Raw genomic sequence first — 13,753 nt, 5'->3', positions numbered from 1 at the left:
AATTCTTTCAGACTGCATAAGGTGAAGTGGATAGTCTTGTCTGGATTACTCTCGGAAAGCGGATAATGCATCTGAGGCATTGATCAATAAGGGAAAAACAGAAGCATAAACCCAGGTATGACACCGCGAAGTAGTCATAGCTAAATACCTGAAGTAGGTTCACAAACGGCTTTCTTTGAGATATGATAAAAGAAACGATAAAATGTGTTTATTACGGGCTTCTGGAGGTGATAGGATGCTTCATGAAATTCTGAAACTGAATAAATATCCGAATATATCTCTGGTCGGAGCCGGTGGTAAAACCACGCTCATCAATAAATTAACGGAATCTCTGCGCAGAAAAAAGAAGATTCTGGTTTCCAGTACGACCACGTTCATCAAGCCTGAGATCACCATGTACGATTTCATGGACTACGCTTACCACAAAGACTATGATCTTGGAAGCATCGATCGTCCTGGAATCTACATCATCGGTAAAGGAAAAAATCTGGAAGATCTTGTTTTCGGTCTTACAAATGAAGATATCGAGACTATTGCTGATGGATTCGACCACACAATCATTGAATGCGATTTTTCCAATGGAAGACCACTGAAGGGGTTCAGAGATCATGAACCCAAGATTCCATCCACCACCGATATAACAGTCGGTGTGCTGGATATTCAGTCACTGGGGCTCGTTGTGAATGCGGCGAATATCCATCATCTGGATAAATATCTGGAATTGACCGGAAGCTCCATCGGTTCACTTGTGACCATCGGTCATCTGGCAAAAATAGTCAATGACAAGAATGCGCTTTTCAAAAATGCAGTGGGGAAGAAAGTCCTCTATATCAATAAAGTGGAAAAGGAAATGGATGAAGCATTGGCATTGAATCTTTTTGAAACCATTGATCTGTCCGATATCGATCTGGTCCTTGAAGGCAGTTTAATAGAAGATCGTTATTTTGTGCTGTATGAGAAGGAGTATTAACGGGGGATTAAGAAGATGAAATACTTGATTTTAAGTGATATACATTCGAATATTCAGGCTTTCAGTAAAGTGCTTGAAACTGAAAAGTATGATAAGATTCTTTTTTTAGGTGATGTGGTCGGATACGGAGCAGATCCATATCTGTGCTATAAGCGCTTTCTGGAACTGGGTGGGGAAGGAGTCATCGGAAACCACGAGTATGGAGTGATCAAACCCTTCACGCTGGTTAATTTCAGCGAGAATGCCAGGCTGGGCGTCATGCATGCCATCAAAAACCTGCCGAAAGAATATGTGGATCACATGAAGGAACTTCCTGAGAAGCTTCAGGTGGAAGACTTCATCCTCTGTCATTCCATGCTGGGATATCCATTGGAATTCCCCTATGTTTTTCCCGAAAACAAGGATTCCGTCTTTCTTCGGGAAAGTTTTGAGGCGATGAGGAAATGTGGAGCCAAAGTCATGTTCACAGGCCATACCCACAAGCCCTGCATTTTCAAATATAAGAGTGATGAAACCATTGAAATGTATGACTCCAAAAATGGTGATATCTATCTGGATGAGAATCTCTATATCATCAATGTGGGTAGTGTAGGGCAGTCCAGAAACAGCATCCCCAAGGCGCACTACATTGTGTATGATACCTATGAAAGGAAAGTGTCATTCAGAGCAGTGGACTACAACATAAAAGAAGCGGCGAAACGCATAGAGGAAGCCGGACTTCCTGATTTTCTGGCCAAAAGATTATATCTCGGCATATAAGTAGAACTGAATGAATTATTGACATTCGACAATAGTTTATGATACAATTTAATTGAATACAATAAGACATGAGGTAATATTATGATAGATGAATTAAAACTAGAAAATCAGCTTTGTTTTGCAGTGTACGCTTTCTCGAGAGAAATCACTAAAATCTACAGACCCCTGCTGGAACCGCTGGGTTTAACTTACACGCAATATCTGGTTATGATTGTTCTTTGGGAAAAGGATGGTATTTCCTTGAAGGAATTGGGTGGTAAGCTGCGACTGGATTCAGGTACTTTGACACCGCTTCTCAAAAAACTCGAAAATGATGGAAACATTGAAAGAACCAGAGATAAAAGAGATGAACGAAATCTGATCATCTATCTCAGCGAAAAAGGTAAAGATCTGATGAGAGAAGCTGAAAAAGTGCCGCACAACATCGCCTGCAGTCTGCCTATGGACATAGACGGAGTGGTAGGGCTGAGAGAACAGCTGAAGCTCATTCTTGATCAGCTGGACAATCAGGCAAAAGACAATATCATAGAAGATAAAAAATAGCAATAAAGAAGGAGCAGTGACTGCTCCTTTTTTTATTGCTCTGGATTTCCATCTGACTTTGTCTGATCGGCACCCATAATGGTCTCAGATCCTCTTCGTGTGAAGGTTTCACTCTCATCAGAGCGGAGGGGGAAATTCGATGTCGTCTCCATCTCCTCACCGGGAATCCGTTCACCGATTTCATAAAGATTGAACCTGATTGTAAATGTGGATCCTTTTCCTACCGTGGAGTTGACCGTAATGGTTCCACCGTTGAGTTTCACGAAATTCTTCACGATGGTGAGCCCGATACCGCTTCCCTCAATAAGTTCTCGGGACTTGTCCACTCTGTAGAATCTTTCAAATACATTAGGCAGATCTTCTTCGGGTATACCGATTCCGGTATCCTTGATTCTAATGTAGCAGTATCGGTCGTCTCTTGTGAGTCTTATGGTGATTGTGCCATTTCTTGGTGTGAACTTGATGGCATTATGCAGAAGGTTGGTTACGACCTGATAGATGGAATGCTTATCTGCCAGTATGAGAAAATCAGAATTCTTCTGAAATACATACTTCAGTCGAATGGACTTCTCCTTGGTCAGACCCTGGAAGTTATGATAGATGTCCTGAAGCACCTGTTTGATATCCAGCACAGCAATCTTCGCCACCATGCTTTCTGATTCGAACTGCTTCAGGATATTCAGATTGTCCAGAAGCTTACCGAATCTTACTACCTCTGAATTCAGAGACTGCAGCCGTTCTGGCGTAGCTGGAAGTATTCCGTCAATGATCGCTTCGAGATTCGTCTGCAGAACATTCAGAGGGTTCCGTAATTCATGTGACACATCAGTGATCAGTCTTTTTCTCAGCATATCCTGCCGATCCAGTTTCTCGCCCAGGGAGTTGATGCTGTTTCTGAGGGTTTCAATTTCCACAACATCAGCCTCCAGGTTTTCTCGGGCTGACAGATCTCCCATGGAGAGGCTGTAGGCTGTCTGTGAGATCCTTTCAATGGGATCCGACAGCTGTCTTGCTACAAAAAGCGCAATGAGGATGATGAGAAACACTGCCAGGAAGGCGCTAATCAGAATGCTCATGGTGATGGAATTCAGGAAATTCTCGTCTTCCTGGGAAATCACCAGGGGAGAGAACTGTCCGATGACTACATAGCCGATAATCCGGTTCTCGTTTTTGATCGGATATTCATTGGGGACGTACTGTTCCATGCTGAAAGAAGTTTCCGGGTTGATTTCCTTTTCCTTTTCCACCAGCTTCAAAGGATCCATTGCCCACATTACACTTTTATCCCAGTTCAGTAAGGAAATGGTGAAGGCAGAAGACTCAGCCTCTCTTTCCAGACTCTTTCCGGAAGTGATGGTCCATCTTTCGTCACGCAGATAATTGTCTCTGAACGTATCAATGATTCTTTCATCTCTCTTAATCTGATTCACCTGCAGATAGTCATTGAATCTGGCATTCAAAGTCAGATTGATGACTACATAGGCAATCAGAAGAGACAGCAGGGCACTTAGAGAGATGGCAATGGTAATCTTATATTTTATAGATCTCAATTACTGTCCACCACCAAACTTATAACCCAGCTTGAACACTGTGACGATATAAGAAGGGTTTTTCGTATCTTCTTCGATCTTCTTACGGATATTCTTGATATGCACATCAATGGTACGATCCACGCCTTCAAAATCCGGTCCTAGAACTCTGTCTATGAGGGTTTCTCTTGTGAGCACGATTCCCGGGTTGGAGGATAAGATACTTAAAATGTCAAATTCAATAGGGGTCAAAGCCACTTCTTCATTTTTGAGTCTGACTTCTCTTTTATCGTGATCGATTATCAACTCCCCGTTATTAAATGAAATGACATTACCGCTTCCGCTGTCATCTTTGATCCTCCTGAACAACGCATTGACTCTAGCTACAATTTCTCTTGGCGAGAACGGCTTAACAAGGTATTCATCCGCACCAAGATCAAGGCCTCTGATTCGCTCTTCCAGGCTGGACTTTGCGGTGAGCATGAAAATGTAGGTATTGGATTTGGATCGTATTCTCTTGCAGACTTCCTCTCCGGATATGTCCGGAAGCATCAAGTCCAGAATGATCAGATCGAAATCAATCTCTTCTGCATACTCCAGTCCTTTATAGCCGCGTTCAGCGGTATACACTTCATAACCTTCTTTTGCAAGATAAGCTGATATGGCTTCCAGTACGGATGGTTCGTCTTCTATAATTAATATTTTATTGATAAAAATCACCTCGTTTCTTTATGTGATTATAACACTAGAAAACAGTGCTTGGCAAAGATTTGGCAGGACTTTAACGAATGTTTCGGGAATTTGAGATTAAAACATTCTGTAATATTTTTGTGAACGCATTTCTGAATGATTTCCATGATTTCATCAGGTATATATACTTGAATCCTGATGTAGCCTAACTCTATAATTCTGTTCATTCGAGAATAGCGGAACGCCTTTGTTTACAAAAGAAATCAGCCTTTTCAAATCTTGAATTATCTATTAACTCCTTTATACCTTCTTCATAAGTTAATTCTATAATTCAATCAGTAATAACTTTGTAATAATATTTAACGATATATTCAAATCCTTTTAGGAGGTCGAAATGAAAAGTATAAGAAAAAAGATGATTGCAGCAGTCCTGGCAACATCCTTACTTTACGGTGCAGGTATCCCTGTAACAGCAACTCCGTTAACGGATCAGCAGCAGATGGAACTGGACACTGTAAAGAGCGAATACGACACGATCTTAGGAAAACTGGCTGAAATCGAATCCGAAATCGCCGGTATCGCCGATGAGATCACAGATATTTCAATCAAAATTGAAGACAACAACAAGAATATAGAACGTCTGGATGGTGAAATTCAGATCAAGAATGCGGAAATCAGTGAAACGCAGGCGAAACTGACAGAGAAGGAAACCGAATACGGTAAAAGACTTAGAGCCATGTACAAGCAGGGAAACACCAGTGTCATCGATACCATCTTGAATTCAGAGAGTATTGCGGATTTCATATCCCGTGCTGATGCCATCGTGAAACTGGCAAAAATCGACAGAGAGCTCCTAGATGAAATACAGGAAATCAAAGACCTTCTTGATAAGCAGAAAGCAGAACTGAGCGAATCTAGAGATTCTGTAGCAGCCTTAAGAGAAGATAACCTCAAGAGCCTGGAAGAAGAGAAGACAAAGAAAGCGGAAGCGGAAGTGCTTCTCGAAGAATACGAAGAAGAGGAAAAGAAGATCCTTGGAAATCTGGCCATGGCGGAAATGTATTTCATTGGAGAAAATGATGACATCATCAATAATTCCAGTAGTACTGATGCTGCTATACAAGGAGCTGTAGCAAGCCTGAGAGCTGTACGAGAAAAAATCGTAACGGATAGTACCGACGCAAAAGTCGTGGACCTCATAGAAAAGGGTAAAACCATACTAAGACAGCGTGAAGCGGCAAGAGAAGCTGCCAGAATCGCAGCGGAAAGAGCGGAAGCGGAAAGAATTGCAGCTGCACAGAGAGCAGAAGAGCAGCGTGCTGCTGAAGAGGCTCAAAACAGTGCAGGATCATCAAATTCAAATGAGACCGTTTCTACACCAGCACCAACTCCAACTCCTGCTCCGGCACCGGCACCGGCTCCAGCACCATCTGTAAGCAGTGCTTCCGGACAAGCTGTTCTGGATTATGCATACAGGTTTTTAGGAACACCATATGTATGGGGTGGAACCACACCTTCCGGTTTTGACTGTTCAGGATTCACACAATATGTCTACAAGCACTTTGGTGTAAACCTGCCTAGAGTATCACGTTCACAGGCGTCCTATGGCACAAAGGTATCCTATTCGAACCTTCAGGCGGGCGATCTGGTATTCTTTGGTACCAGTGGAGTCTCTCATGTTGGAATCTACATCGGTGGAGGTAACATGATTCATTCACCAAGACCTGGTAAATCAGTTGAGATCTCAACCATGAGATACCATAATTTCATAACTGCAAGAAGAGTACTAAACTAAAGTAAACAGATGAAAAGAGACGAGTAATCCGAACCTGAAACCAAGGTTCGGATTTTTCATTGCTGTGAAAAATTAACGATATATTAATCTGTTTCTGATATCTTTAAGACAGAATAAATTCTGAATTTATAGAGTCCTAAGGAGGAAAATTCATTGGATGTAATTAATGTTGTAAAAGATATCGTGCAGCTTACAGAAGAAGAAGTGAAGAAAATGAATCCCATCAACATCATGCTGGCAGGGAAGACTGGCGTAGGCAAGAGCACGCTGATCAATCATATCTTCCGTGAGAATCTGGCAGCCACTGGAACGGGAAAACCTGTGACAAAGCACCTGGAGAAAATCACAAAAGAAGGTGTGCCCATAACGCTCTATGACACCAAGGGTCTGGAATTGAATCCGTCTGTGCAGGCGCAGGTAAGAAAAGAAGTTTTCGATGAAATAAGAAGACTGAATCAGTATGGAGAAGAGAAAGATAAGATTCATGTTGTCTGGTACTGTCTCAATGCCGGCAGCAGCAGGCTGGAATCTTTTGAAGAAGGGTTCATCCGAGAACTTTCAGAAGTTCTGCCTGTGGTGGTGGTTCTGACTCAGAGTATTCAGGATGAAAACACAAGGGAATTGTCAGAGTATATCCGCTCATTAAGGCTGAACCTGAAAGGACTGGTTTCTGTCATAGCCAAACCTTATGTGATCAGCGGACATCATATACCTTCCTTCGGGCTGGAGGAGCTGGTCAATGTGACATTTACGCTGCTTCCAGAGAGTGCAGAACAGGCTTTTATCAACGCCCAGAAAGTGGATGTGATGAAAAAGGCGGCATACGCTAAGAAATGGGCGAAGGGATTCATCACGGAAACTTTCATGGTGGGCTTTACTCCAGTGCCATTTGCCGATGCACCGATACTCGCTTCCAGTCAGATTGCCATGATCGCGAAAATCACAAGCATATTCGGCATCTCTGTGAATAAAGGGATGATCACATCCATCGTGTCTTCTGCAGCAGGGGTATCAGGCGCTGTGTTTACAGGTAGAACGCTGGTTTCCAATCTGCTGAAACTGGTTCCTGGCGCGGGTACACTCGTCGGTGGCATCATTTCAGGGAGCACTGCTGCCCTGATCACCACGGCACTGGCTTATGCATACATCAATGTGATGATCAAGGTCGCCACATCAGAGTATCAGAACAAGCAGCTGGAAAACAGTGAAGTGATGGAAATGATGAAAAAAGAACTGAGGCATCAGATGGATGTTGTGAAGAAAGAGAAGAAGGAATCGTAAAGATACTATGATCTGAAATGCATGGTTTCCGATCATGAAAATAAAGCTGGCATTTTTTTCTGTTATTCTATATACTTATAAAGTTATTGAAAACAGAGGAAGAAAGATAGAGGTATAAAATGGCATTAACACCAGAAAATATGCAAAGAATGAAAGAACTCATTGAAGAAAAGAAAAGCAATGGAAATAAAAACACCACCAAGCAGAGGCCTGAAAAAGTTCAGGGACAAGCGAGAAGAAGCATCAAGAACAAAAAGACAGGCGGAGTTTTTGATAAATAGAAAGAAACCCCAGACAGCTGCTCCTTCTATGGAGCGATTGTCTGGGGTTTTTCCATCTGAGACTAGAGAATCAGCTGATTTTCCTCATCACTTATGGTCAGCTTCACGGTTTCAATATGATTCATATTCAAAAGCTCCAGTGCGTAATCATCCACTCTGTAATCATCCATATAATATACTTTTGTGATTCCGGACTGAATAAGCGCTTTTGTGCAGTTGAGACAGGGAAAGTGCGTCACATAGATTTTGGAATTCTTGAGAGAGATTCCTTCTCTCGCGCAATAGGCGATGCAGTTGATCTCAGCGTGTAGCGTTGCGATGCAGTGTCCATCTCTCATGACATGGCCGATATCGTCACACTGCGGCGTTTTGCTGCCCACACTGCCATTATATCCCGTGGCAATGATCCGGTTGTCCTGATTCACGATGACGGCTCCCACATACGCACGGTCACAGGAAGATCGTTCCGCAAGCACTCTTGCGATACTCATGAAGTATTCGTTCCAGGGCTGGCGTGTTCTTTTGGGCTTGGTGCTCTTTACAATCTCATAACTTTTTTCGCTCATGATTATTCACCTCTTCTATATTCCATTTCCACGTGGGGAATGTCATCTTCCAGATAAGATTCTCGACTGGTCCTTCTGAAGCCGTGCTTCGCGTAAAAGTCCTGTGCATAGCTCTGAGAAGAAAGCATGATGTGATGTTCACCCAGTTCTTCCGCGCATTTTATGGATTCCTTCATCAGGATATCCCCATATCCTTTTCCTCTGTATTTCGGACTTGTGATGACTCGTCCGATGGATGCCACAGGATACTTAATGCCGCTTTTAAACACTCGTGCATAGGCGGCGAGTTCATCGCCTTCAAGAATCTGCACATGATAGGCTTTGTCATCATTTCCATCCAGATCCTGATAGAGACAGGTCTGTTCGAGAATAAACACCTCCACTCGAAGCTGAATGATATCATAGAGCTCTTTGACACTTAGTTCATCAAATGTTCTGATTACAACTTTCATACTATACCTCCGCAATTCATCTATGTCATCTTTTTTATTAATATATCATGTTTCAATCCGATTCAAAATGAAAATGTGAAAAAAGTCAGATTATGGTAAAATGATATTATAAAGATGAGGAGGTGCAACGTGGAAGAAAACCTGAAGAAAAAATACGAAAAAGACAAAGACAAGCTCTCCACAAAATTAGGATATCTGCAGAGGGTGCTGAAAGATTATAAAGTTCCGGTAATGATTGTATTCGAAGGCGTCCATGCCGCCGGTAAAGGAAGATTATCCAACGAACTGCTCATTGCTCTGGATCCTCGTTACACAAAGTTCTATGCGACCCATTCACCAACTGAAAGCGAACTGAGAAAACCTTTTCTATGGCAGTATTTCAAAAATACACCCAGCAATACCGCAGTGACAATATTCTATAGAAGCTGGTATTCTCTTTATATCGCCATGAAGAATGGAACGGTGAAAAACGACCGTTATAACGGAAATAAGATTCTGCTGGAAGAAATCAGAAACTTTGAAAAGACCATGGTGGATAACGGGACTGAACTACTGAAGTTCTATATCGAAATCGATAAGGATCTTCAGAAAGAACATATCATGAGAATGTATGACAATCCTAGAACCATGTGGAAGGCACAGGAATATGATCGAGACAACGATGAAGAATACAAGAAGGAAATGGAAGAAATCCTTGAGGAAGATAAAAAGTCCTGGATCAGAGTTGAATACGAGAACCGGTACAAATCTGTCATCGAAGTGCTGGAAATCGTAGTTGAAAGACTGGAGCAGCGAGTAAAGGAAGAAAAGAAGAAAGCGGAAAAAGATAAACCGGATAATGATGGCTTTTTCAACGGCAAATTCCCGAATATACTGGAGAAGTATGAGGGGAAGGATGAGATTGATAAAGACGAGTACAGGGATCGTCTCATAAAACTGCAGAAGGAAATGAGAGATGTGCAGTATACGCTTTATGAAAAGAAAATTCCCCTGATTCTTGTCTATGAAGGATGGGATGCGGCAGGAAAAGGCGGAAACATCAAAAGGGTGGTGCAGCAGCTGGATCCGACTGGATATGAAATCAACACCACAGCGGCTCCGTCTGATATTGAATTCAAGCATCACTATCTCTGGCGTTTCTGGAACAACGTGCCTAAAACCGGTCACATAAGCATCTATGATCGTTCCTGGTACGGAAGAGTGATGGTGGAAAGGGTGGAGGGATTTGCAGCCAATGAGGATGTGAAAAGAGCCTATGATGAGATCAATGACTTCGAAAAATCCCTCTCCAATTTCGGTGCCATCATCATCAAGTTCTTTATCCATATTTCCAAGGAAGAACAGCTGGAGAGATTCGAATCCAGACAGGAAGATGAGGATAAAGTCTGGAAGATCACAGAGGAAGACTGGCGTAACCGTGAAAAGTGGGATCTCTATCAGGAGGCCATCAATGATATGCTGGATAAAACCTCCACCGAAAACGCGCCATGGCATGTGATCAACGGCAACAGCAAAAAGTATGCAAGGATAAAAGCACTGGAAACGATACTTGATACCTGCTATAAAGCGTTCCTTGATAAGTAGTTAACAAACAATCCGTTAATAGAAAGGATTATTTCTCATCAAAAAGATAAAATAATGAGTATATTCTGCAAAAAAGACATTTGGAAACCTTTTCAAGTGTCTTTTTTTCATAATGATTTCTTAGTTTCAGTAATAAATCCGCATGACATTTTAAGAATATTTATGAATATGAGAAATGTAATTGTGAATTTATGAATTCGGTTGATATTGATTTCATAATAAGATTATAATAAAACATGTAATTTTCAGGATTGCTGAAATCGTGGCATTGTATTGATATATAATCTAAGAGTTCACAATCTCTGAAGAAAAAAAGGGGGATTTATTATGGAACAAAACAGAGGTACATGGTCGTCAAGATTCGGCTTCCTCATGGCTGCAGTCGGTTCTGCAGTTGGACTTGGAAATTTATGGAAATTTCCGTACCTTGCCGGTGAAAACGGTGGAGGCGCATTCGTATTAGTTTATATCGTACTTATTGTTTTATTAGGTTTTACACTGATGCTTGCGGAAATGACAATTGGTAGACATGCGAATTCCGACGCCTACGGATCTTACAACAAGATCAAGAAGGGCTGGGGATTTGTCGGTGGATTTGGTGTCTTAGCCGGATTCCTGATTCTTTCCTACTACTCTGTTGTAGGTGGATGGGTACTGAAGTATATCGTTGCTTCCTTTACAGGTATCGGAGCGGATAAGTCAGGTTATTTCTCTAACTTCATCTCATCACCTGTTGAGCCTATCATCTATCATCTTATTTTCATGGGACTTACAGCGATTATCGTAATCCGTGGTATTTCCGGTGGTATTGAAAAAGCAGCAAAACTGCTTATGCCTGCACTCTTCGTGCTTCTGGTCATCACCGTGCTGAGATCCGTTACACTGGATGGTGCGATGGAGGGAATCAGATATTTCATCATGCCGGATTTCTCAGAAATCACACTGAAAGTGGTTATTGCCGCTCTTGGTCAGGTATTCTTCTCACTGAGTCTTGGTATGGGAATCATGGTCACCTATGGCAGCTACCTGAGTAAAGACGAAGATCTTGAAAAAGATGCTTTCCTTATCCCATCACTGGATTCACTGGTTGCGATCCTTGCAGGATTCGCCCTTCTTCCAGCGGTATTCGCATTCGGATTCGAACCCGGCGAAGGACCTGGACTGATGTTCATCACACTTCCTGCAGTATTCGAAGAAATGCCTCTGGGTATGCTCTTCTCCGGACTGTTCTTCCTGCTGGTGTTCTTTGCAGCTCTTTCATCCTCCATCTCACTGATGGAAGTTACAGTTGCATTCGGTATTGACCAGTTCAAATGGAGCAGAAAGGCTTCCACCATCTTCTTTACAACACTGATGTTTGTCATCGGAATCGGCGCATCCCTATCCATGGGAGCATGGAGTGACTTCCTGATTCCTTGGATTGACGGAAATTCCTATGGAATATTCGACTTCCTTGATGTATTCACATCCTATTATCTGCTACCTGCTGGCGGTCTCCTTGGTGCTCTGTTTATCGGATACGTCTGGGGCGTGCCTAATGCAGTCAAGGAAATCAAGATGGGTAGTGCGTTCAGAACTGAAAAGCTTTGGACTGTACTGATCAAGTTTGTTGTACCAGTACTCGTGTTTATTATCCTTCTGTCCACAACAGGGCTTCTGGATAAAATCATCGGATAAGCAGTAGGCCTGCTGTATACTTAAAAATACAGAATAATATACCTCACAGAAAAGACTCCGGTTTCGTACCGGAGTCTTTCTCATTGAAAAAGGAGGCTGATTCAGCCACCTTAGGTTACAGTTATACGAATCGAACATCCAGATTCATCTTGTAGAGATATCTGAATTTTGAGAGGTAATTCTTCAGTTCATCCTTTTTGAAAATCGGATTGAGCTTCGTATGCACTTCCATGATCATGGATGTTTCCGTCAATTCAATCCTGCGAATGGAAGTCTCATTGGAAACGCCATGATTCAGAGCCTCAGCGATTTTGATGAGGATGCCCAGCATCTCGATGACTTTGATGTCTCTGGATGAAAGAATCTTCTTATTGAAAAATTCTTTGAGAAGATCATTGGCTGAAAAAATCGAAGCCGAGGAAGCTGCCATAAGAATCTGCTTCTGGCTTAATCCGTTGATGGGAGCATTGAGAATACTGTAGAAAGTGTTTCTGTCTCTCTGGAAATAGTTGATGTTGGTTCCGATATCAAAGAGATAAGTCGCTGTTTTCAGGACTTTTCCGTTTCCCAGAAGCTGAGGATATTTTCTGCAGAGGGCAGAGTACATGACACGCACCAGTTTAAACAGATCTTTTCCCTCATATCCTTTGTACATATGATTTTCAATGATATTATCCAGAGAAAACTCCAGTACATCATGGACTCTTTTGTTTCTGCCCAGCAGATGTTCAAACAGAAGTCCATCTCTTATGCCTGCATTGGAGACAAACAGTTTTCTGGAGTTCTGATATTTCATAAGAATATTCAGTGTGGCCAGAGAGCCGATGAAGATATCCTCACGGTCCCGGCTTAAACCGTAGATGCGCTTGACGTTCCCATCCAGGTATTCTCGAACCAGGTCATAGACGGATTCCACATCTTTCTGCTCCATACTGTAGTTATGAGAAATGAACATGGCATTGTCTTTTCTGAACCGATCGATCTTGCCAAGGGTTCTGATGGAACCGCCAATACCAACGATCGGCAGACCTCTTGCATTCTTCAGCCATGAAATGTTTCTGAAAGCCTGTTTCAGGTAGTTGTGCAGATTCTGCTCATCCTTCTTGTTTCTCTTGAGATTGAACTTTTCGGTAAGCACAATACTGCCGAAGGGGATGGAAATGGATTCCTGCATGATCTTATCCTGGATTAATGCGATTTCAGTGCTGCTTCCGCCAATGTCCACCATGAGGCAGTGATCCAGATCGATGGTGTTGACGGTAGCATAATAATCGTAAAACGCTTCCTCTTCACCGGATAATATGCGGATATCGTTTCCCAGAGCCGTTTTTGCCTGGGTCAGGAAATCTTCCTTGTTCTTCGCTTTTCGTATGGCTTCCGTTGCCACCGCAATCACATCGGTGACATCTTTGGAATCCATGTATTCCTTGAAGTACTGCAGCACTTTGATGCCGAAGTCGATTCTGCCTTTATTCAGATGTCCGTCGATCATGTCCTGTCCGAGTCTTGCTGACTGCCTGACTTGTCCGACGACAATGTAGTTTTTTCCGTGAACTTCATAGATGACAAGTCGCATGGAGTTTGAGCCGATGTCTATAATTCCAACTCTCATAGTTCCTCCTTTCT

Annotated in this window: 13 protein-coding genes; 8 read left to right on the top strand and 5 right to left on the bottom strand. The window is 42.4% G+C overall.

Features of this window, described 5'->3' with window-relative positions; all coding sequences use genetic code 11:
* The first annotated feature begins 235 nt into the window (after window positions 1-235).
* From yqeC to ACHAL6_RS08120, 3 genes are all read left to right on the top strand, one after another.
* Window positions 236-970, top strand: coding sequence for a selenium cofactor biosynthesis protein YqeC (gene yqeC / locus ACHAL6_RS08130; RefSeq protein WP_395269935.1), 735 nt, complete (start codon window positions 236-238; stop codon window positions 968-970).
* Between the two features lie 15 nt (window positions 971-985).
* Complete coding sequence (locus ACHAL6_RS08125) at window positions 986-1,729, top strand: metallophosphoesterase family protein (RefSeq protein ID WP_395269933.1); 744 nt, start codon at window positions 986-988, stop codon at window positions 1,727-1,729.
* Between the two features lie 81 nt (window positions 1,730-1,810).
* Window positions 1,811-2,272: a MarR family winged helix-turn-helix transcriptional regulator gene (locus ACHAL6_RS08120; RefSeq protein WP_395269931.1), complete on the top strand. Its 462-nt coding sequence runs from the start codon at window positions 1,811-1,813 to the stop codon at window positions 2,270-2,272.
* Between the two features lie 32 nt (window positions 2,273-2,304).
* On the opposite strand, the gene ACHAL6_RS08115 is transcribed toward ACHAL6_RS08120, so the two are convergent.
* Both ACHAL6_RS08115 and ACHAL6_RS08110 read right to left on the bottom strand, forming a co-directional pair.
* On the bottom strand, window positions 2,305-3,822 hold the full coding sequence (locus ACHAL6_RS08115) for a sensor histidine kinase (protein WP_395269930.1): 1,518 nt from the start codon (window positions 3,820-3,822) through the stop codon (window positions 2,305-2,307).
* Window positions 3,823-4,512, bottom strand: coding sequence for a response regulator transcription factor (locus ACHAL6_RS08110; protein ID WP_395269944.1), 690 nt, complete (start codon window positions 4,510-4,512; stop codon window positions 3,823-3,825).
* Between the two features lie 373 nt (window positions 4,513-4,885).
* On the opposite strand from ACHAL6_RS08110, the gene ACHAL6_RS08105 reads away from it, so the two are divergent.
* The 3 genes from ACHAL6_RS08105 (at window position 4,886) to ACHAL6_RS08095 (ending at window position 7,848) form a co-directional block, all read left to right on the top strand.
* Window positions 4,886-6,286 (top strand): NlpC/P60 family protein, encoded by a 1,401-nt coding sequence (locus tag ACHAL6_RS08105; protein ID WP_395269929.1) that lies wholly within the window; start codon window positions 4,886-4,888, stop codon window positions 6,284-6,286.
* Window positions 6,287-6,439: 153 nt separating this feature from the next.
* Window positions 6,440-7,567 carry a YcjF family protein gene (locus ACHAL6_RS08100; RefSeq protein ID WP_395269927.1) on the top strand — a complete coding sequence of 376 codons (1,128 nt, stop codon included), beginning with the start codon at window positions 6,440-6,442 and terminating at the stop codon, window positions 7,565-7,567.
* A gap of 119 nt (window positions 7,568-7,686) precedes the next feature.
* Window positions 7,687-7,848: a hypothetical protein gene (locus tag ACHAL6_RS08095; protein WP_395269925.1), complete on the top strand. Its 162-nt coding sequence runs from the start codon at window positions 7,687-7,689 to the stop codon at window positions 7,846-7,848.
* 62 nt (window positions 7,849-7,910) lie between these two features.
* Here the strand turns inward: ACHAL6_RS08095 and ACHAL6_RS08090 are convergent, their stop codons facing one another.
* Both ACHAL6_RS08090 and ACHAL6_RS08085 read right to left on the bottom strand, forming a co-directional pair.
* Complete coding sequence (locus ACHAL6_RS08090; protein WP_395269924.1) at window positions 7,911-8,414, bottom strand: deoxycytidylate deaminase; 504 nt, start codon at window positions 8,412-8,414, stop codon at window positions 7,911-7,913.
* Window positions 8,415-8,416: 2 nt separating this feature from the next.
* Entirely contained in the window at window positions 8,417-8,866 is a 450-nt protein-coding gene (locus ACHAL6_RS08085; RefSeq protein ID WP_395269923.1) for a GNAT family N-acetyltransferase, read from the bottom strand.
* A 129-nt stretch (window positions 8,867-8,995) separates the two neighbouring features.
* On the opposite strand from ACHAL6_RS08085, the gene ACHAL6_RS08080 reads away from it, so the two are divergent.
* Window positions 8,996-10,450: a phosphate--AMP phosphotransferase gene (locus ACHAL6_RS08080; RefSeq protein ID WP_395269921.1), complete on the top strand. Its 1,455-nt coding sequence runs from the start codon at window positions 8,996-8,998 to the stop codon at window positions 10,448-10,450.
* Window positions 10,451-10,777: 327 nt separating this feature from the next.
* Complete coding sequence (locus ACHAL6_RS08075; RefSeq protein WP_395269919.1) at window positions 10,778-12,127, top strand: sodium-dependent transporter; 1,350 nt, start codon at window positions 10,778-10,780, stop codon at window positions 12,125-12,127.
* A 121-nt stretch (window positions 12,128-12,248) separates the two neighbouring features.
* Here ACHAL6_RS08075 and ACHAL6_RS08070 read toward each other — a convergent pair whose 3' ends face one another.
* Window positions 12,249-13,739 (bottom strand): hypothetical protein, encoded by a 1,491-nt coding sequence (locus tag ACHAL6_RS08070; protein ID WP_395269917.1) that lies wholly within the window; start codon window positions 13,737-13,739, stop codon window positions 12,249-12,251.
* Between the last annotated feature and the right edge of the window lie 14 nt (window positions 13,740-13,753).

It is taken from the genome of Proteiniclasticum sp. C24MP, from assembly GCF_043951855.1.
Lineage (GTDB): Bacteria > Bacillota > Clostridia > Clostridiales > Clostridiaceae > Proteiniclasticum.
Note: the sequence above shows the minus strand (reverse complement) of the source record. Positions and strands in the feature narration are given on the sequence as shown.

Coding starts and splice junctions, on each gene's coding strand:
- yqeC (WP_395269935.1), top strand. CDS start 236: ATGCTTCATGAAATTCTGAAACTGAATAAATATCCGAATATATCTCTG.
- ACHAL6_RS08125 (WP_395269933.1), top strand. CDS start 986: ATGAAATACTTGATTTTAAGTGATATACATTCGAATATTCAGGCTTTC.
- ACHAL6_RS08120 (WP_395269931.1), top strand. CDS start 1,811: ATGATAGATGAATTAAAACTAGAAAATCAGCTTTGTTTTGCAGTGTAC.
- ACHAL6_RS08105 (WP_395269929.1), top strand. CDS start 4,886: ATGAAAAGTATAAGAAAAAAGATGATTGCAGCAGTCCTGGCAACATCC.
- ACHAL6_RS08095 (WP_395269925.1), top strand. CDS start 7,687: ATGGCATTAACACCAGAAAATATGCAAAGAATGAAAGAACTCATTGAA.
- ACHAL6_RS08090 (WP_395269924.1), bottom strand. CDS start 8,414: ATGAGCGAAAAAAGTTATGAGATTGTAAAGAGCACCAAGCCCAAAAGA.
- ACHAL6_RS08085 (WP_395269923.1), bottom strand. CDS start 8,866: ATGAAAGTTGTAATCAGAACATTTGATGAACTAAGTGTCAAAGAGCTC.
- ACHAL6_RS08075 (WP_395269919.1), top strand. CDS start 10,778: ATGGAACAAAACAGAGGTACATGGTCGTCAAGATTCGGCTTCCTCATG.
- ACHAL6_RS08070 (WP_395269917.1), bottom strand. CDS start 13,739: ATGAGAGTTGGAATTATAGACATCGGCTCAAACTCCATGCGACTTGTC.